Genomic DNA, 18,056 nt, shown 5'->3' with positions numbered 1-18,056 from the left:
GACCACGCCGCCGTCAGTCATGGCGAATCCTCGGGTCGAGCACGGCGTACAGGAGGTCGACCAGCAGGTTGGCGATCAGGACGACCAGCACCAGCATGGTCACCACGCCGATGACCACGGACGACTCACCGGTGCGGGCCGAGAGCGTCACCAGCCGGCCGATGCCGGGCACGTTGAAGATGGTCTCGGTGACCACCGCGCCGGCCATGGCCGATCCGATGTCGACACCGAGGAACGTGATCACCGGGATCAGCGAGTTGCGCAGCGTGTGCACGCCGATGACGCGCTTGTTGGCGAGCCCCTTGGCCCGCGCGGTGCGGACGTAGTCGGCCCGGATGTTCTCCATGATGCTGGTCCGGGTGAGCCGCGCCGTCGTGGCCAGCGAGACCGCGCCCAGCACCATGCCGGGGATGACCAGGCTGGCAAAGGGGTAGTCGGGCTTGAAGCCCGGGCTGAAGACACCGTTGGCGAGGACCTCGGGGATCCACGCCTGGTCGCGCAGGATGTTGCCGAACTTGACCCCGACGAACTCCCGCACCACGACGCCGAGCACGAAGATCGGCACGGAGATCACGAAGACCGTGCTGATCTTGACCAGGTTGTCGGCGAAGCTGCCGCCCCGGAGCCCCGCCCACACACCGGCGGCGATACCCACGACCGCCTCGAAGACGATCGCGATCACCAGCAGCTTCAGCGTGTGCGGAAGGGCGTCGGCCACCAGCTCGGTGACCGGCCGCAGGCGCAGGTTGACACCGAAGTCCGGATTCAAGCTGAAGATCTTCTGCAACCGGTCCAGGAACAGCCCGAAGCAGGGGTTCCCCTTCTGGTCGAGGCAGGGGTCGCCGTAGCCGAGGCGGTCGGTGACCGCCTGGAGCAGGGCCGGCGGCGGGGTCCGGTCACCGAAGAGAGCGCGGACCGGGTTCCCGCTGAACTGGATCGCCAGCGAGGTGATGTAGTGGAGCAGGAACATCGTGAACAGCACGGTGGGGATGAACTGGAGCAACCGTCGTATGACGTAGCGCCCCATGTCGGGGTCTCCTCTCGGCGCTGACGTGGCGGCAACGATCGCCCTGGTGGGGTGACCGTTGCCGCCACGTCGTGTTACGGCTGGATCAGGGAACTGAAGCTCAGTTCTGCTTCAGCGAGGTCGCACCGTAGTCGGCGTCCGAGACAGCGTTCCAGACGAACTTGTCCACGTTCTCACCGTAGACCGCGCCGACCTTGCCCCACCACATCGGGATGACCGGCAGCTCCTCGACCAGGATGTCCTCCGCCTTCTGGTAGAAGGGGATCGCCTCGTCGATGGACTTGGCCGAACCACCCTGCTGCAGCAGCGAGTCGAACTCCGGGTTGGCGAAGGTGGAGTTGTTGCTGTCGGCGCCCGTGCTGTACAGCGGACCCAGGTAGGTCTCGAGGTACGGGTAGTCCGGGCCCCAGCCGAGGCGGAACGGACCGGTGAACTTCTTGCTGTCCGCGGTCTCCAGGTACTCGGCGAACTGCAGGTTGACCTTCAGCTCGTAGTCGATGCCCAGCGCGGCCTTGATCTGGTCGCCGACGGCCTGCAGCCACTTCTCGTGGCCGGCACCGGCGTTGGCCCACAGGGTCAGCTTCTTGCCGGCCGGCCAGCCGCCGGCCTCGGCCAGGAGCTGCTTGGCCTTCTCGACGTCCTTCTTGCAGTACGTGCAGACGTTCTCGCGGGCGCCCTGGAAGGACGGCGCGATGTAGCCGGTGGCCGGGGTGAACCGGCCGTCGAAGACGGCGTCGATGATGGACTGCCGGTCGATCGCCAGCGAGAGCGCCTGGCGGACCCGCTTGTCCTTGAACTCCGGCTGGTAGATCGGCATGCCGACGTAGGTGAAGTTGTCACCCGGCTGCTCGTACAGGCGGTCGCCGTAGGTGGCCTTGGCCTCCTTGTAGCGGGCCGGCGGCAGGGTGTACATCACGTCCAGCTCGCCGGCCTGGAAGGCGGCGTAGCCGGCGTCGACGTCCGCGAAGATCCGGTAGGTGATCTTGTCGGGCTTGCCCGCGTCACCCTTCCAGGTGTCGCTGCGGACCAGGTTGATGGCAACGTTGTGCTGCCAGCTGCCCTCGATCTTGTAGGGGCCGTTGCCGATCGGGGTCTCGTTGCACTTGTCCGCGGCCTCGACGCACGCCTTGGCCATCGGGAAGAAGCCCGAGTAGCCGATCGTGGTCGGGAAGCCGGAGAAGGGCTCCGACAGCTCGACGGTGAAGGTCTGGTCGTCGACCTTCTTCAGGCCGGACAGCTCCTTGGACTTCGGCTCCGGGGCCTTCTTCGGGCCCTCGCCGTCCGGGTCCTCGGACGAGACGTCCTTGATGCCGGCGATCCGCTTCATGAAGTACGCGTTGTTCTGGGCGTTCGGCCCGTACGCCGCGTAGTTCCACGACCGGATGAAGGCGTCGGCGTTGACCGGCTCACCGTTGTCGAAGGTGTAGCCGCTCTTGATCTTGATCGTCCAGAGCTTCTGGTCGTCCGAGGTAATCGACTCGGCCAGGTCGTTCTCCGGAGCGGCGGTCTCGGCGTTGTACTTGACCAGACCACGGTAGAGCTGGCGGATCACGTAGATCGACGGCTCGTCGTCACCGGCGGACGGCAGCAGGAACGCCGGCTCCGCCGCGTACACGCGGAGCTCGCCGCCGGCTTTGCCAGCGGCGTCGTCCGAGTCGTTGCCGCCACCGCTGCAAGCGGTGGCCAACAAGGCGGTGGCGGTCGCCGCGACCGCCACCTTCAGGAATTTCCCGCGCATGGGAGTGCCTCCTCAGGGCGCTCGGCTCACGAGGGGGTTGTGAGGTGCCTGCCACTGTGACACTCGATGCGTCCTGGCGGGAAGGCGTGTTATCAACCCGATACCCGGCCGGGACGGCGCCGACATCGACCCGGAGGCGACGTCGCCGCGCCCAGCCGCGCATGGTAGGAGCTGCGGGAACGCCGCCGCCCGGCCCATTTGCGACGGATACGCTCGATCCACGATGACCTTTCCGCCCTCCGCCACGCCCCTGGCCGACGTGCGCCGGGTCCTCGCCATCTTCGCCCATCCGGACGATGTCGACTTCGGCTCTGCGGGCACGGTGGCCACCTGGACGGACAGCGGCATCGACGTAGCGTACCTCGTGGTCACTCAGGGTGACGCCGGGGGCTACGACGACACGCCCCGGCCGGAGCTGGTCCGGCAGCGGGCGGAGGAGCAGCGCGTGGCGGCCGCCGCCCTCGGCGTCCGCCAGGTCGACGTGCTGACCGGGTACGCCGACGGCACGCTCGCGCCGACGCCGCAACTGCGCCGGGACCTCACCGCGGCCATCCGCCGGTTCCGCCCGGACCGGGTGCTGACCAGCTCTCCGCTGCGCCGGTGGGAGCACATCGCCGGGCCCGGCCACCCCGACCACCAGGCGGTCGGCGAGGCGGTCACCTGCGCGATCTACCCGGACGCCCGCAACCCGTTCGCGTACCCCGACCTGCTCGCCGCCGGCCTGGAGCCGTGGGTCGTGCGGGAGGTCTGGTACGCGGGCGGACCGGCACCCGATCATGCCGTCGACGTGACGGACTGTTACGAGCGCAAGGTGGCCGCGATGCGTGCCCACCGGTCGCAGACGGCCCACCTCGACGTGGACACGTGGGTACGCGACCAGCTCGCCGCCATCGCGGCCGACGCCGGCCTGCCGCCCGGCCGCCTGGCCGAGGCGTTCACCGTCCTCCGGACGGAGTGAGCGGCGGCCGGGCCGGCGCAGCGGACACGATCAGACGAGGCGGCGGTCGGCCGCCCAGCGGGACAGCTCGTAGCGGTTCGACATCTGGAGCTTGCGCAGCACGTTCGACACGTGCGTCTCGACCGTCTTGATCGAGATGTACAGCTCCTTGGCGATCTCCTTGTACGCGTACCCCCGGGCGAGCAGGCGCAGCACCTCGCGCTCCCGGTTGGTGAGCTGGTCCAGCTCGGGGTCGGACACGGGCGCGTCCGGCCGGGCGGCGAAGGCGTCCAGCACGAACCCGGCCAGCCGGGGGCTGAACACGGCGTCGCCATCGGCGACCCGGCGGATCGCCGCGGCCAGCTCGTCCGGCGAGATGGTCTTGGTGACGTAGCCGCGGGCGCCGGCGCGGATCAGCCCGATCACGTCCTCGGCGGCGTCCGAGACGCTCAGCGCCAGGAACCGCACCTGCGGGTGCGTACGCCGCATGGCCTCGAGCACCGCCCGGCCGCCGCCGTCGGGCATGTGCACGTCCAGGAGCACCACGTCGGGCTCCGTGACGGCGATCCGGCTGACCGCCTCGGCCACCGTGCTCGCCTCGCCCACCACCTCGACGTGCGCGCCGAGCTCGGCGCGTACCCCGGCCCGGAACATCGCGTGGTCGTCGACGAGGAAGACCCGCAGCTGCTCCGGGGCGGCCCCCGTCTCCTCGACCGGGCCCGTCGTCTGGTCCACCATCACCTGTCCCTTTCCGCCGTGGACGAGTCCCGGGAGATCGACAGGATCAACCGGACCTCGGTCCCCTCCCCCGGCCCGGACCGGATCTCCGCCCGGCCGCCGTGCCGCTTCATCCGCCCGATGATCGAGCCCCGGACTCCGTGCCGGTGGTCCTCCACGGTATCCGGATCGAAGCCCTTCCCCCGGTCCCGGACGAAGACACTGACCTGCTCGGGCTCGACCTCGGCGTACAGCGAGACGGTCTGCACGCCGGCGTGCCGGGCGGCGTTGACCAGGGCCTCCCGCGCGGCCGCCACCAGCGCGCCCACCCGTTCGTCGGTCTCCCGGTCACCGACCACCACCGTCTCCACGGTGATCGCGAAGGTGTCCTCCACCTCGGCCGCCGCCTGCTCCAGGGCCGCCGCGAAACGCTCGGTCGGGGAGGCGGCCGGCTTGTAGAGCCAGTTGCGCAGCGAGCGCTCCTGACCCCGGGCGAGCCGCTGCACGGTCTTCACGTCACCGGCGTTGCGCTGGATCAGGGCGAGGGTGTGCAGCACCTGGTCGTGCACCATCGCGGCCAGCTCGGCCCGCTCCTGCTCGCGGATGCGCCCCTCGCGCTCCGAGCGGAGCTGGTTCCACGTCCGCCAGAGCACCGGCGCGGCGACCACCCCGACGCCGGCGAGCCCGACCAGCGCGAAGATCACGCCGTTGAGCACCGCGTCGAAGTTCTGCGCCGGGGAGTAGACGGCGGCGACGCCGATGATGCCCACCGCGACCAGCACACCGCCGCCGATGAACCGCAGCACGAACGCCCGCCGGTCGCTCTCCTCGACCACCGCGCTCAGCCAGGGCACCGGCATCGTCTCGCCCCACTGCCGCCGCCGCTCCGGGGCGGACTGGTGCCAGATCACGCCGGCGCCGACCGCGATGATCGCGACCAGCCAGCCGGCGGTCCCGGCCGCGCCCACCGAGTCGAAGAGCACCATCTGGAGCAGCAGCACCACCAGCCCGATCGCCACGAACGGCAGCAGCTGCGCGACGTCGCGGCGCGGCGGTACGGCGGTGTCACCCGGCCGTAGCGGCACGACCGCCCAGAAGGCGGCGTAGAGCAGCAGACCGAGACCGCTCAGCCCGAGCAGCACCATGAAGGCGACCCGGACGCGGAGCACCGAGATGCCGAGGTGCTCGGCGATGCCCGCGGCCACCCCGGCGGCCATCCGGTGCTCGGGGGCGCGGTAGAGGCGAGGGGGCTGGGTCACGGCGCTGATCGGGGGCTCCCTGGTCACGACGGGTACGGTGTGGGCGACCGTCCGCTGCCGGCGCCGGTTCGATCGTCACACGGCACGCCGCCGTCCGACCACGGGGACGCCCCCGACATCCGGGCGTCCCGGATCTCAGGGTGGCGTCAGGGTCTCCTCCTGAGGTCGCCGACGCGAAGCGGGGAGCAGGATCGAGGACATGACCGAGGAAGCCGCCCAGTCCCCGACGCCCGGGGCGACGCCGCCGCCCGTGGCGTCCGCGCCGGCCGGCGGGCCGCCGCCCCCGCCGGGGGACCCGATCGGCGCGCCGCCCACCACGGCGACCGCCGCCCCGCCACCGCCGGGCGGGGGCACCAGCTTCACCTCGCGGTACGGGCTGGTCCGCCCGCACGACGGCCGCTACCTGGCCGGCGTGTGCGCGGCGATCGGCCGGGCGACCAACACCGACCCGGTGCTCTGGCGGGTGCTGTTGGCGGTGCTCGGCTTCTTCGGTGGCATCGGCATCCTGGTGTACGTCTCCGCCTGGCTGATCATCCCAGGTGAGGGCGACAGCGCCTCGCCGGTCGAGTCGATGCTGGGCCGGGGACGGTCCAGCATGTCCCCGGTCACCGTGATCGTCCTCAGCATTCTGGTGGCGGTCAGCTTCGCCTTCATCGTCACCGACGCGTTCCGGGCCGTGCTGCTCGGCGCGGCCATCCTGGTCTGCGGGGCGCTGCTGCTCAACCGCGAGCGCCCCGGTGGCCCGCCGGTCGGCGCCGCGCCGCCCGGTGCCGTCGCCGCGCCGCCCGGCCCGGTGCCGCCGGTGGCCTACCCGGCCCCGGTCGGGTACCCGGCACCCGCGCCGGGCGACGCGACCCTGGCCGCGGGCACGGTTCCGCCCGCCACCACGGCGGAGCCGGCCGGGCCGACCATGCCGCTGCCGGTGACCGCGCCCGGGACCGCCGAGCCCACGGCCGAGCTGCCGACGGCGGCGCCCGGCGGGTTCGCGTTGCCGCCGGCGCCGCCGGCGTGGGGCGGGACGTCACCCGGCCCGGCGCCCTCCGCGTGGGGCGCTCCCGTCGCCGGCGCCCCGGCTGGGCCCGTCTGGCCGTCGCCCTCGACACTGTCCGGGCCGCCGACCACGCCCCTGCCCCCGGGCGGCTACCGGCCGCCGTTCGCCCCACACGGCCCGTACGCCGGGTCGGCCCGGCCGGCGGCACCGCCGGCACCGGCGACCCGACCGCCGAAGCGGCCGCGGGAGCGGTCCGCGCTGGGTGCGGTGACCTTCTCGCTGATCTTCCTCGCCCTCGGCGTGGTGACCGTCCTCGACCTGCTGGACGTCTTCGCGGTCGGCGCGTCGGCGTACTTCGCGGCGGCCCTGGCCACCATCGGTCTCGGCCTGCTCGTCGGCACCTGGTTCGGCCGGGCCCGGTGGCTGATCGCGCTCGGTCTGGTGACCGCCGCCGCGCTGACGGTGGCGACCGTCGCCGAGTCCTACGACCACATCCGGGGCGTGGACGGCGCGGTGACCTGGGCCCCGGCCAGCCACGCCGAGCTCGCGACCCGCTACGAGAACAGCTTCGGCGACTCGGTGCTCGACCTGCGCGCGGTGGACTTCAACGGGAAGGACACCGAGATCACCGTCTCGATCAACTTCGGCGAGGCCACCGTGGTCGTGCCACCGGACGTCGACGTGACCGTCATGGCCGACGTCAACGCCGGTGACGCGGTCATCTTCGGCCGCCGGTCGGGGACGCTCGACGAGCGCGCCGGCGGTGTCGACGGACCCCTGCGCGAGACCACCGACCTGGGCGCGAACGGCCCCGGCGGCGGGAAGCTGCACCTGTACATCCACGTCAACGCCGGCAAGCTGGAGGTGACCCGGTGAGGGCGCACCGTACCGACCTCGTGTCCCTGGCGTTCGGGCTGCTCTTCGTCGGCCTCGCCGCCTGGTGGCTGGTCGCCCGGCTGCTCGGGTTCGTCCTGCCGCCGGTCGGCTGGTTCCTGGCCGGCGCGCTGCTGCTGATCGGCGTACTCGGGCTGGCGGGCGCGCTGCGCGCGGCCCGCTCCACCCGCCCCGCCGCGGCGGACCGGACGGCCGCCGCCGACGGGACGGGCGCACCGGACGGGACCCTCGCCCCGACGACCAGCCACCCGGTGCCGGAGGTGGCGGCCTGGGAGACCGGTCGGACCGACGACACCGACGGGTGGCCGGTGCCGGAGCACCGCGACCGGGACGTCTCCGCGCCCCTGTCAGGGGCCCCGACGACCGGGGGCACCGGCCGGGAGGAGGCCGACGAGTGGCCGACCGAGGCAGTCACCGACCGCCCCACCGAGGCCGTCGAGGACCGGTCGGCGGACGTTCCCGGGGACTGGCCGCCGACCCCGCCGGCCGGTGACGACCGCCGCTGACCACAGCGGTGCGCCGCCCGTACGCGCGGCGCATATGCTGGCCGGTGGAGACCTTCCGGCCGGCCGCCTCACGCCCGTGCCGGCCCGCCCACGGCCGAGCCGGCGCCGGCCGTGTCCGGCTTCCGCCTCAACCGTCGTCCCGACCCGTCAGGAGCCCGCCCGACATGACCCAGTCCCCCGCCGTGCGCCCCTCCGGCCGGTCCGGTCCGGTCCGCATCGGCGAGCGTGCCGCCCGGACCCTCGTCGCCGAGTTCGCCCGGATCAACGACCCGAAGGCCGCACTCCTGGTCGGTGCCAGCCCGGAGTCGCCGGTGCTGGCCGCGGCGATCGAGGCGCTGCTGCCCGGCGACACGCTCACCGTGGTGCCGGCCGCCTCGGCGAGCGCCACGCTGCTGCGCGAGCACGTCTCCACGCAGGGCCGCTGGGTCGCCGAGCGGGTCCGCGTCGTCGACACCCTGGCCGAGGCCGAGGTCGCGGCGGTCGCCATCGCCGGCGAGCCGTTCACCGGCACCGCCGAGGAGACCCGCGCCGCCATCGAGGGGCTGGGCAAGTACCTCGCCGACGGGGCGGTGCTCAGCGTCGCCGCGCCGGTCGCCCCGGGACGCAGCGCCGGTGCCGGCGACGAGCTGGACCGTCAGGGCGCCCTGTACGGCGTCGGCAGTGACCTGGTGCTGCGCAACAACCCGCCGCTGCGGGTGCACCGACTCCGCTTCACCCCGGTCGACGCCGCCGCGGCCGCGCGGCTGGCTCCGGCGTACCGGCCGTCGAGCGTGCCGCTGACCCGCACCATGCACATCGACTCCAACGGGGTGGCCGCCGCGGGCATCGCGCTCGGCCTGGCGGGGCTGGCCCGGCTGACCCGGCCGAAGTCGAAGCTGTGGCTGCTGCCCGCCCTGGCCGCGGCACCGGTGGCCGCCTTCTTCCGCGACCCGGAGCGGGACGTGCCGGAGGACCCGTCGGCCGTGGTCGCCGCCGCCGACGGTCAGGTGCTCTCCGTGCAGCGGCTGCACGACGAGCGCTTCGGCGACGGCGAGTGGCTGCGGATCGCGGTCTTCCTGTCGGTGCTCGACGTGCACGTCAACCGCTCCCCGGTGGCCGGGAAGGTGGCCGACTACTTCGTGGCCGACGGCGGCTTCGTCAACGCGATGAAGCCGGAGGCCGAGCACAACGTCGCCGCGTACACGGTGCTGGACACCGCGCACGGCACGGTGGTGGTGGCGCAGCGCACCGGGCTGATCGCCCGGCGGATCGTGCAGCGGGCGCCGATCGGCGCGCTGCTGGCCAAGGGCGAGCGCTTCGGGCTGATCCGGTTCGGCTCGCGCACCGACGTCTACCTGCCCGCCGAGGCGGCGGAGCCGCTGGTCGGGCCGGGTGACAAGGTGGTCGGCGGGTCGAGCGTCATCGCCCGCTGGCGCTGATTCCTCGACACAAGCTGAAAGGGGCGCCGCGGATACCCGCGGCGCCCCTTTTCTGCTGCTTGTCGGTCAGACGGTGCGACGCTGGCGCAGCCAGAGCACCGGGCCGCTGAGCAGGTAGCCCGCGACGATCAGGGCGAACGTGAGCCGGATGTCGATCAGCGCGCCGAGGACCGGGGCCAGCCACAGCCACGGCGGCAGCTTCACCAGGCGGGCGAGCTTCGCGTACGGGAAGCTGGAGACCATGGCGAAGGCGAGCAGCGCCACGCCACTGACCAGCACCAGCCCCGACACCGGCAGCCCGATCGCGACCGTCAGGGCGAGCACGGCGGCGGCCATGGTGGTCGGCACACCGCAGAAGAAGCGGCCGTCCTTCGGCGAGACGTTGAACCGGGCGAGCCGGATCGCGGCGCAGGCCGCGACGAGGGCGCACGCCACCGCGGCGGCGGCCGGCGGGACGGAGCCGGCCAGCGAGGCGTAGACCACCACCGGGGCGGCGAGCCCGAACGAGCACATGTCGGCCAGCGAGTCCATCTGGGCGCCGAACGGGCTGGCCACGCCGAGCTTGCGGGCCAGGGCACCGTCGAGGCCGTCGAAGACGACGCAGGCGATCAGGCAGAGGGCCGCCACCCGGACCTCACCCTGCATGGCGAGGAAGATCGCCAGCATGCCCAGCATGAGGCTGGCCAGGGTGCAGGCGTTGACCACCGCGAACTTCATCCGGCGGGCGGCGGTCCGCTCGCCGGGGAGCAGCGGGATCGACATCGCCGCCGGGTCGTCGACCGGCGACGTGGGGGCGAGGGCGGGGCTGACCGGCACGACCGCTTCGATCTCGGTGTCGTACCGGTCGTACCGGGGGTCCGCGTACCGGCGCTCGGCCAGCGCCACGTCGGTGCGGGCGCGGAGGTCGCCGTCACGGCGGCCCACCCGGACCAGCAGCACCTGGCGGGCGAAGGTGCTGCTGCGGCGCAGCCGGCCCGCCCAACGACGCCCTGCGGGGCGCGGACTGTCAGTCGTACGACGCCGGCGCCATGGGGCTCTCGGCACGTTTTCCTCCATCACCGGATCGGCTCACCGCCTCGGCGGCGGCGTGTCCGGCTGTCTCGTGCCGGACCTTCCTGGCCCGGCAGCCGTTTTGCGGAGTACACCATCGCATAGGGGAACGGGGATTGGCGATAGCTGCCGGCGGTACTTATATCTCCCTTAAACCGCGCGAACCGCTCTGTTGTTCCCATCCCGGGCCGCATCGCCCGTTTCACCGCCAACTCCCTCACTCGAGGGTACCGGACCTGGGCCAAGCCGTCGCAGCGAGCGTTCCCGCCATCCCAGATGCCCGATCTACGCCCATCTTTCGCTGTGCCGATCACCCGGGCCCGGGCGACCGTCCCCAGGTACGGCTCCGCGCGGCGGACGGTTCAGCCAACACGCTCCGTCATCGCGCGAGCGGCGATGTCGGTGAGCGGGAGGCCGGTGAGCTGCCCGACGTCGAACCACGCGGCCCGCTCGGTCGACCCGCCGGCCAGCTCGGTGACCCGCGGCTCGGTCGGCTGGTCGACCGCCACCCGGTAGATCACCCGGACGCCGTGCCAGTCGAGCGGGTATCCCTCCGGCCCCAGCGCGGCCGGGTTGTGCAGGTTGTCCACGCCGATCAGCCCGACGACCCGCCCGAGCTGGCCGGACTCCTCCACCAGCTCGCGCAGCAGCGCCGGCTCCGGCGCCTCGCCGTGGTCGGTGCCGCCGCCGGGCAGGTGCCAGCGACCGGCCCCCGGGTAGCCGTCGGCGATCAACGTCAGCAGCACCCGCCCCCGCGGGTCGGTCACCAGCCCGTACGCCCCGAAGCGCTGCCGGCGGTCGGCCGGGAGCGGGGCGGCCTGAGCCGCCGGCAGGGTGGTCGGGAGCCCCGCCGGCAGAGGTGCGACGGCCAGCCCGAGCAGCTCGGCGGTGAAGGGCATCAGCGGCACGGTCGCCGCCTCCGTTGTCGTGAACCAGCCCAGCTCGTCGCTGCCCCCGTCCGGCTCCGGTCGGAGCGCGCCACCCTGCGCCGTCACGTCGAACACGAGCCGGTCGGTGTGCACGGCGACCCCGGCGTCGGCGAAGGTGGCCACGTCCGCGACAGCCGCCCGGATCCCGGCCACCGCCACGGCCAGCCCGGTCTCCTCGGCGAACTCACGCACGACCGCGTCGACGGGGTGCTCGGCGTGCGTCAACCCGCCGCCCGGGAGCTGCCAGACGCCCGGGTACGGACACGCGGCCGACCCCCGGGCGAGCAGCACCCGCCCGTCCGGGTCCCGGAGGACCCCGTACGCCGCCACCCGCCGTCGCTGCTCCACGAACCCGCTCCCCCCGCCGGCACACCGTCGATCATGAAGTTAGCGCCGCGGACACCGGCGTGTCCCGACAATAACTTCATGATCGACGGGGGGAGGCCCGCGGGCGGGAGATCAGGTCAGGCGGGCGGCCTGGACGGCTTCCGCCGTCACCTCCGTGAGGCGGTCGGTCGGGAGGGCGCCGAGCTCCTCGCGGGCGAACCAGCGGGCCTCGCAGGTGGAGCCGCCGACGTCGGCGACGATCGGCGGGGCGGGCTGGTCGACCACGACCCGGTAGAAGGCGCGGACGCCGTGCCAGTCGATCGGGTACCCCTCCGGGCCGAGCGAGGCGGCGTCGCGGTGGCTCGCCACCCCGAGCAGCTCGACCAGACGCCCGCTCTGCCCGGTCTCCTCCACCAGCTCCCGGATCAGGGCCGCACCCGGCTGCTCGCCGTAGTCGGTGCCGCCGCCGGGCAGGTGCCAGCAGCCGGCCCCCGGGTAGCCGTCGGAGACGCGGGTCAGCAGCACCCGCCCGTCCGGGTCGGTGACCACGGCGTACGCGGCGAAGCGCTGCGCCCGGTGCAGGCCGTCCGGGCCGGGCACCGCGTAGAACGAGGGAAACTCGGGCGGCTCGTCGGGCACGATGTCCGCCGAGGAGGTCGGCAGGCCCAGGGCGCGCGCGGTGAACGAACGCAGCGGCAGCTCGCGGGCCTCGTCCAGGGTGAACCAGCGGGCCACGTCGGTGGGCCGGTCGACCCGGTCGGTGAGCGTCCCGCCACGGACCGACACGTGGTAGACGAGGCGGTCGGTGTGGATGGTGATGCCCCGCTCGGGCAGCGCCCGCATGTCGGCCAGGACGTCCTTCAGGCCGGCGACGCTGACCGAGAGCCCGGTCTCCGCCGCCGTCTCCCGGACGACGGTGTGGTGGGGATCCTCGCCGTGGTCGACCGCGCCTCCGGGCAGCGACCACGTGCCGGGGGTGCCGGAGCGCTCCGATGCGCGGACCAGCAACACCCGACCGACTGCGTCAGTACAGATTGCGTACGCCGCGATCCTGCGGAGCGGCTCCAGCATGGTGGTCACGGAGCCAAATTCTCCCCGCAATCAGTTACCGGCATCGAAAAGAGTCAGATTCCTGACTCTAGGCTCCCGCATCAGGGGCGGGTCAGGGTATGGATCCGGGCGGTCACCGAGGCCGGCTGGACGCCCGGCGCGGACCGTGGAGACATGACGACCACCGGTTCTCCCCAAGCCCCGTACAAGCAGCTCCGCCGCCCCGCCACCGACCGGATGGTCGCCGGGGTGGCCAGTGGAGTCGGCCGCTACTTCGACGTCGACCCCACCCTGGTCCGGGTGATCTTCGCGGTCACCGGTCTGCTCACCGGCGGCCTCGCGCTGCTCGCGTACCCGATCATGTGGTTCCTGATGCCGGAGGAGCCGGCCGGCGCGCCCGCCTGGCCGCACCCGACGGCCGCCGCGCCCGCGACGCCGAACCCGACGACCGCGCCCGCGCCGACCACCGCGCCGGTCCCCGCCCCGGAGTCCCGGCCGGCGCCTCAGCCGCCCGTGCCGCCGGCCGCGTGAGCCCGGCTCACTCCCACTCGATGGTGCCCGGCGGCTTGCTGGTCACGTCGAGGACCACCCGGTTGACCTCGGCGACCTCGTTGGTGATCCGGGTGGACATCCGGGCGATCACCTCGTACGGCAGCCGCGACCAGTCGGCGGTCATCGCGTCCTCGCTGGAGACCGGGCGCAGCACCACGGGATGCCCGTAGCTGCGCCCGTCTCCCTGGACGCCGACGCTGCGCACGTCCGCCAGGAGCACGACCGGGAACTGCCACACGCCCCGGTCCAGACCGGCGGCGGACAGCTCCTGCCGGGCGATCAGGTCGGCCTTCCGGAGCACGGCGAGCCGCTCCTCGTCGACCGCGCCGATGATCCGGATGGCCAGACCCGGCCCCGGGAACGGGTGCCGCCAGACCATCGCCTCGGGCAGGCCGAGCTGGAGGCCGAGCGTGCGGACCTCGTCCTTGAAGAGCGTGCGCAGCGGCTCGACCAGGGCGAACTTCAGGTCCTCCGGGAGCCCGCCGACGTTGTGGTGGCTCTTGATGTTGGCGGTGCCGGTGCCGCCGCCGGACTCGACCACGTCCGGGTAGAGGGTGCCCTGCACCAGGAACTCCACGTCGCCGTGGGCGGCGATCTCCCGGGCGGCGGCCTCGAAGACCCGGATGAACTCCCGGCCGATGATCTTCCGCTTCTGCTCCGGGTCGGTGACCCCGGCGAGGGCGCCGAGGAAGCGCTCCTGCGCGTCGACCACCTTCAGCTTGATGCCGGTGGCGGCGACGTAGTCCTTCTCCACCTGCTCCGCCTCGCCGGCCCGCAGCAGGCCGTGGTCGACGAAGACGCAGGTGAGCTGGTCACCGACGGCCTTGTGCACCAGCGCCGCGGCGACCGCGGAGTCGACGCCGCCGGACAGGCCGCAGATGACCTCCTTGTCGCCCACCTGCTCACGGATCCGGGCCACCTGCTCGTCGATGATGTTCTCCGGCGTCCAGGTGGGCTCGATGCCGGCGATGTCGTACAGGAAGCGGGTCAGCATCTCCTGGCCGTGCGCGGTGTGCCCCACCTCCGGGTGGAACTGCACACCGGCGCGACGGCCGGCCAGGTCCTCGAAGGCGGCCACCGGCGCGCCCGCCGACTCGGCGGTGACCGTGAAACCGGCCGGGGCCTCGGTGACGCAGTCGCCGTGGCTCATCCAGACCGGCAGGTCGTCGGGGAGGTCCCGGAGCAGCACGCCGGCCTCCGGGCGGGCGTGCAGCGGGGTGCCGCCGTACTCCCGGTTGCCGGTCTTCGCGACCGTGCCGCCGAGCGCCTGGGCCATCGCCTGGAAGCCGTAGCAGATGCCGAACACGGGCACCCCGGCGTCGAACATGCCCGCGTCGATCCGGGGGGCGTCGGGCGCGTAGACGCTGGCCGGGCCGCCGGACAGGACGATCGCCGCCGGGTCCTTCGCCAACATCTCGGCGACCGGCATCGTGTGCGGGACGATCTCCGAGTAGACCTTCGCCTCGCGCACCCGGCGCGCGATGAGCTGGGCGTACTGGGCTCCGAAGTCCACCACCAGGACGGGGCGAGGCGTGCTCATGTGCAGAAAGCCTACCGACCGTCACCGCCGCACCGGCCGCGACCCGGCGGCGCGCCTTCCGATCTCCGCGATCTTGCACTTGTGGCCCCTGTTTCGCGACTTGTGCGCCATTCGCCGGGGCAGAAACCGCAAGATCGCGGAGGGGTCAGGGGCGCAGGGCGCCGGGGGCGTCCGCCGGAACCGCCGGGGTACGCGGGGCGACCGGGGCGAGGCGGGTGTACGGGGAGCCGAGGGGCGGGCGGGGATCCTCGTCGCCCCTGTTGGGCCAGAAGGATATGGCGCGTTCCGCCTGGGCGGTGATGGTGAGGCTCGGGTTGACGCCGAGGTTGGCCGAGACCGCCGCCCCGTCCACCACGTGCAGACCGGGGTGCCCGTAGACCCGGTGCCAAGGGTCGATCACCCCGTCGGCGGGCGTGGCGCCGATCACCGCGCCGCCCAGGATGTGCGCGGTCATCGGCACGTTGAACGGCTCGGTGAGCGCACCACCCGGCACCCCGCCGATCTCCTCGGCGAGCAGCCGCACCGCCTGGTTGCCGGCGGGGATCCAGGTCGGGTTCGGCGCGCCGTGGCCGGGGCCGGACACCAGCCGCCGGCCGAGCGGCCCGCGCCGCATCCGGGTGGTCAGGGAGTTGTCGACCGACTGCATGACCAGGGCGATGACCGTACGCTCCGACCAGCCGCGGACCGACAGCATCCGGGCCGCCACGCCCGGCTGCCGCGCGATGGAGCCCAGCCAGCGGCGTACCCGGTGCGGGCCGCCGTCGACCAGCAGCGACTGGAGCAGGCCCATCGCGTTCGAGCCCCGCCCGTAGCGGACCGGCTCGATGTGGGTCTGCGGGTCGGGGTGGAACGAGCTGGTGATCGCCACCCCCTCGGTGAAGTCCGTCCCGCTCGCGCGGGCCTGGCGGCGGGACACCGACGCCCCGAGGATCGCCTCCGAGTTGGTCCGGGTCAGCTCGCCCAGGCGGGACGAGAGCCGGGGCAGCGCCCCGCTGGCCCGCATCCCGTGCAGTAGCCGCTGGGTGCCGAGCGCTCCGGCCGCGAAGACCACCTGGTCGACGTGGATCACCTGGCGGCGCTTGCGCAGCCAGGCTCCGGTGCGCACGGTGTGCACCGCGTACCCGCCGCCCTCGACCGGGCGCACGGCGGTCACCGTCGTCAGCGGGTGCACGTCGACGCCGAGCCGCTCGGCGAGCCACAGGTAGTTCTTGACCAGCGTGTTCTTGGCCCCGTGCCGGCAACCGGTCATGCAGGCGCCGCAGTGCGTGCAGCCGGTCCGCTCCGGGCCGGCGCCGCCGAAGTACGGGTCCGGTACCCGCTGCCCCGGCCGGCCGATGTGCACCCCGACCGGCGTGGCGTGGAAGGTGTGCCCGACCCCCATCCGCTCGGCCACCGACCGCATCGCCCGGTCCGCTGCGGTGGTGACCGGGTACGTGGTGACGCCGAGCATCCGCTTCGCCTGGTCGTAGTGGCGGGCCAGTTCGTCGCGCCAGTCGGTGATGTCCCGCCACTGCGGGTCGTCGTAGAAGGCGTCCAGCGGCTCGTACAGGGTGTTCGCGTAGACCAGCGAGCCACCGCCCACCCCGGCACCGGAGAGCACCATGACGCCGCCGCCGGCCCTCCGGTCGGCCGCCCGGAGCAGGGTGATCCGCTGGAGGCCGTAGCACCCGAGCCACGGCGCCCAGAGGAACCGGCGCACCCGCCAGGAGGTCTGGGGGAACTCCTCGTCGGCGAAGCGGCGCCCGGCCTCCAGGACACCGACCCGGTAGCCCTTCTCGGCGAGCCGCAGCGCGGTGACGCTGCCGCCGAACCCGGACCCGATGACGACCACGTCGTACCGCATGGACGCATCATTACTGGCCGGTAGCCGTCGCGCCAGGGGCAGTTTGCCGCGATCATGGACCCCGTTCGACGGACCGCCGAGCCCCGGCTGCAACCCGGTGCCCCGTCCGCACGTTTCTTCAGTTACGGGGGAAGGGGTGGCCGGATGGTCCTCAGGTCGGAAGGACGCCGTGGGTGGCGCCTCGCCCTGGTCGTGCTCGCCGCCGCCGTCCTGCTCACGGCCGGCGGGGTGGCGGTGGTCCGCACGCTGGCCGACCGCGGCCCGCAGCGGCCGGTGACCGGCGAGACCAGCGCCGGGGCCACCCCCACGCCCCCACCGTCGCCCTCCCCGACCGGTCCGCCGCCGGGCGCCGCCGCCATCACCGGTCCGCTCAACCTGCTGCTGGTGGGGGTGGACACCCGGGTGAGCGACCCCGCCTGGGAGCCGCACTCGGACGCCGTCCTCCTGCTGCACGTGCCGCGCGGGCTGGACCGGGCGTACCTGTTCTCGCTCCCCCGCGACCTGCTGGTCGACATCCCGGCGTTTCCCCGGGCCGGCTACCGCGGCGGACGCACCAAGCTGACCCACGCGATGGGCTACGGCAGCCGGGTGCCCGGCCGGCCGGGCAAGCCGGACCCGGCCCAGGGGTACGAGCTGCTGCGCAGCACGGTCAGCGGCTACACGGGCCTGCGGATCGACGCCGGCGCGGTGCTCACCTTCGGCGGCTTCGACCGGCTGGTCGACACCCTCGGCGGAGTGGACCTGCGGATCGACCAGCGGGTGGTGTCGCTGCACCGCCGGCCGGACGGCAAGCACCGCGCCCCGAAGCCGGGCGGCGGCGGGTACGTCGGGCCGCAGATGGTGTACGAGCCGGGCGTACGGCGCCTCAACGGCTGGCAGGCGCTGGACTACGCCCGCCAGCGCTACATCACCGGGGGCGACTACGCGCGCCAGCGCCACCAGCAGCAGCTGATCAAGGCGCTGGTCGCGAAGATCCTCGACGAGAACCTGGCCCGGGACCCGGCCCGGGTCGACCAGGTGGTGGCGGCGCTCGGGGACACGCTGATCTACGCCGGCGGGCCGCGGATCGTCGACGTCGCGTACGCCCTCGGCGGGCTCAGCCCGGACCGGTTCGTCCTGGTCGGCCTCCCCGGCGCCTCCGTCGGCCGGGGCAGCGGCTACCGCGGCGAGCAGCTCACCCAGGTCGGGCGCGGCTTCCTCCCCGAGCTACGTGCCGGCCGAGCCGACGCGTACCTGGCCGCCCACCCCGAACTTCGCGTGCGGTCCTGACCAGGATTC

General features: G+C 73.4%; 15 protein-coding genes and 1 pseudogene. 7 read left to right on the top strand and 9 right to left on the bottom strand.

Annotated features, from left to right (window positions below; genetic code table 11):
- Nucleotides 1–13 precede the first annotated feature (13 nt).
- Both ACTMS0_RS11355 and ACTMS0_RS11350 read right to left on the bottom strand, forming a co-directional pair.
- On the bottom strand, nucleotides 14–1,027 hold the full coding sequence (locus ACTMS0_RS11355; RefSeq protein ID WP_441155092.1) for an ABC transporter permease: 1,014 nt from the start codon (nucleotides 1,025–1,027) through the stop codon (nucleotides 14–16).
- A gap of 100 nt (nucleotides 1,028–1,127) precedes the next feature.
- Nucleotides 1,128–2,765 (bottom strand): peptide ABC transporter substrate-binding protein, encoded by a 1,638-nt coding sequence (locus ACTMS0_RS11350; protein ID WP_441155091.1) that lies wholly within the window; start codon nucleotides 2,763–2,765, stop codon nucleotides 1,128–1,130.
- 223 nt (nucleotides 2,766–2,988) lie between these two features.
- Between ACTMS0_RS11350 and ACTMS0_RS11345 the strand changes: the two genes are divergently transcribed.
- Nucleotides 2,989–3,723 (top strand): PIG-L deacetylase family protein, encoded by a 735-nt coding sequence (locus ACTMS0_RS11345; RefSeq protein ID WP_441155090.1) that lies wholly within the window; start codon nucleotides 2,989–2,991, stop codon nucleotides 3,721–3,723.
- A 30-nt stretch (nucleotides 3,724–3,753) separates the two neighbouring features.
- Here ACTMS0_RS11345 and ACTMS0_RS11340 read toward each other — a convergent pair whose 3' ends face one another.
- Nucleotides 3,754–4,440 (bottom strand): response regulator, encoded by a 687-nt coding sequence (locus tag ACTMS0_RS11340; protein ID WP_441155089.1) that lies wholly within the window; start codon nucleotides 4,438–4,440, stop codon nucleotides 3,754–3,756.
- Complete coding sequence (locus tag ACTMS0_RS11335; RefSeq protein WP_441155088.1) at nucleotides 4,440–5,705, bottom strand: PspC domain-containing protein; 1,266 nt, start codon at nucleotides 5,703–5,705, stop codon at nucleotides 4,440–4,442. The genes ACTMS0_RS11340 and ACTMS0_RS11335 overlap by 1 nt, the downstream gene beginning before the upstream one ends.
- 172 nt (nucleotides 5,706–5,877) lie before the next feature.
- On the opposite strand from ACTMS0_RS11335, the gene ACTMS0_RS11330 reads away from it, so the two are divergent.
- The 4 genes and pseudogenes from ACTMS0_RS11330 (at nucleotide 5,878) to ACTMS0_RS11315 (ending at nucleotide 9,487) form a co-directional block, all read left to right on the top strand.
- Nucleotides 5,878–7,545, top strand: coding sequence for a PspC domain-containing protein (locus tag ACTMS0_RS11330; RefSeq protein ID WP_441155087.1), 1,668 nt, complete (start codon nucleotides 5,878–5,880; stop codon nucleotides 7,543–7,545).
- Nucleotides 7,542–7,794: pseudogene (locus ACTMS0_RS11325) on the top strand (hypothetical protein); the annotation flags it as partial. The gene ACTMS0_RS11330 and the pseudogene ACTMS0_RS11325, both read left to right, overlap by 4 nt.
- A 20-nt stretch (nucleotides 7,795–7,814) precedes the next feature.
- On the top strand, nucleotides 7,815–8,069 hold the full coding sequence (locus ACTMS0_RS11320; protein WP_441155086.1) for a hypothetical protein: 255 nt from the start codon (nucleotides 7,815–7,817) through the stop codon (nucleotides 8,067–8,069).
- A gap of 164 nt (nucleotides 8,070–8,233) precedes the next feature.
- Entirely contained in the window at nucleotides 8,234–9,487 is a 1,254-nt protein-coding gene (locus ACTMS0_RS11315; RefSeq protein ID WP_441155085.1) for a phosphatidylserine decarboxylase, read from the top strand.
- A gap of 66 nt (nucleotides 9,488–9,553) precedes the next feature.
- Here the strand turns inward: ACTMS0_RS11315 and ACTMS0_RS11310 are convergent, their stop codons facing one another.
- The 3 genes from ACTMS0_RS11310 to ACTMS0_RS11300 form a co-directional block, all read right to left on the bottom strand.
- Nucleotides 9,554–10,456, bottom strand: a complete 903-nt coding sequence (locus ACTMS0_RS11310) for a CDP-alcohol phosphatidyltransferase family protein (protein WP_441155171.1) — start codon at nucleotides 10,454–10,456, stop codon at nucleotides 9,554–9,556.
- A 443-nt stretch (nucleotides 10,457–10,899) separates the two neighbouring features.
- Nucleotides 10,900–11,814, bottom strand: a complete 915-nt coding sequence (locus ACTMS0_RS11305; RefSeq protein WP_441155084.1) for an NUDIX domain-containing protein — start codon at nucleotides 11,812–11,814, stop codon at nucleotides 10,900–10,902.
- A gap of 111 nt (nucleotides 11,815–11,925) precedes the next feature.
- Entirely contained in the window at nucleotides 11,926–12,873 is a 948-nt protein-coding gene (locus ACTMS0_RS11300; protein ID WP_441155083.1) for an NUDIX hydrolase, read from the bottom strand.
- Nucleotides 12,874–13,017: 144 nt separating this feature from the next.
- Between ACTMS0_RS11300 and ACTMS0_RS11295 the strand changes: the two genes are divergently transcribed.
- Complete coding sequence (locus ACTMS0_RS11295; RefSeq protein WP_441155082.1) at nucleotides 13,018–13,374, top strand: PspC domain-containing protein; 357 nt, start codon at nucleotides 13,018–13,020, stop codon at nucleotides 13,372–13,374.
- Nucleotides 13,375–13,381: 7 nt separating this feature from the next.
- Here ACTMS0_RS11295 and guaA read toward each other — a convergent pair whose 3' ends face one another.
- Nucleotides 13,382–14,935, bottom strand: coding sequence for a glutamine-hydrolyzing GMP synthase (gene guaA / locus ACTMS0_RS11290; RefSeq protein ID WP_441155081.1), 1,554 nt, complete (start codon nucleotides 14,933–14,935; stop codon nucleotides 13,382–13,384).
- A gap of 145 nt (nucleotides 14,936–15,080) precedes the next feature.
- Nucleotides 15,081–16,778 (bottom strand): FAD-dependent oxidoreductase, encoded by a 1,698-nt coding sequence (locus tag ACTMS0_RS11285; protein WP_441155080.1) that lies wholly within the window; start codon nucleotides 16,776–16,778, stop codon nucleotides 15,081–15,083.
- Between the two features lie 144 nt (nucleotides 16,779–16,922).
- Between ACTMS0_RS11285 and ACTMS0_RS11280 the strand changes: the two genes are divergently transcribed.
- On the top strand, nucleotides 16,923–18,047 hold the full coding sequence (locus ACTMS0_RS11280; RefSeq protein ID WP_441155079.1) for an LCP family protein: 1,125 nt from the start codon (nucleotides 16,923–16,925) through the stop codon (nucleotides 18,045–18,047).
- The last annotated feature ends 9 nt before the right edge of the window (nucleotides 18,048–18,056 follow it).

Origin of the sequence: Micromonospora sp. H33 (assembly GCF_052068455.1) — a bacterium.
Classification (GTDB): domain Bacteria; phylum Actinomycetota; class Actinomycetes; order Mycobacteriales; family Micromonosporaceae; genus Micromonospora.
Note: the sequence above shows the minus strand (reverse complement) of the source record. Positions and strands in the feature narration are given on the sequence as shown.

Bases quoted from the DNA above. Each gene is read 5' to 3' on its own strand.
- ACTMS0_RS11355 (WP_441155092.1), bottom strand. From the start codon at position 1,027: ATGGGGCGCTACGTCATACGACGGTTGCTCCAGTTCATCCCCACCGTG.
- ACTMS0_RS11350 (WP_441155091.1), bottom strand. From the start codon at position 2,765: ATGCGCGGGAAATTCCTGAAGGTGGCGGTCGCGGCGACCGCCACCGCC.
- ACTMS0_RS11345 (WP_441155090.1), top strand. From the start codon at position 2,989: ATGACCTTTCCGCCCTCCGCCACGCCCCTGGCCGACGTGCGCCGGGTC.
- ACTMS0_RS11340 (WP_441155089.1), bottom strand. From the start codon at position 4,440: ATGGTGGACCAGACGACGGGCCCGGTCGAGGAGACGGGGGCCGCCCCG.
- ACTMS0_RS11330 (WP_441155087.1), top strand. From the start codon at position 5,878: ATGACCGAGGAAGCCGCCCAGTCCCCGACGCCCGGGGCGACGCCGCCG.
- ACTMS0_RS11315 (WP_441155085.1), top strand. From the start codon at position 8,234: ATGACCCAGTCCCCCGCCGTGCGCCCCTCCGGCCGGTCCGGTCCGGTC.
- ACTMS0_RS11295 (WP_441155082.1), top strand. From the start codon at position 13,018: ATGACGACCACCGGTTCTCCCCAAGCCCCGTACAAGCAGCTCCGCCGC.
- guaA (WP_441155081.1), bottom strand. From the start codon at position 14,935: ATGAGCACGCCTCGCCCCGTCCTGGTGGTGGACTTCGGAGCCCAGTAC.
- ACTMS0_RS11285 (WP_441155080.1), bottom strand. From the start codon at position 16,778: ATGCGGTACGACGTGGTCGTCATCGGGTCCGGGTTCGGCGGCAGCGTC.
- ACTMS0_RS11280 (WP_441155079.1), top strand. From the start codon at position 16,923: ATGGTCCTCAGGTCGGAAGGACGCCGTGGGTGGCGCCTCGCCCTGGTC.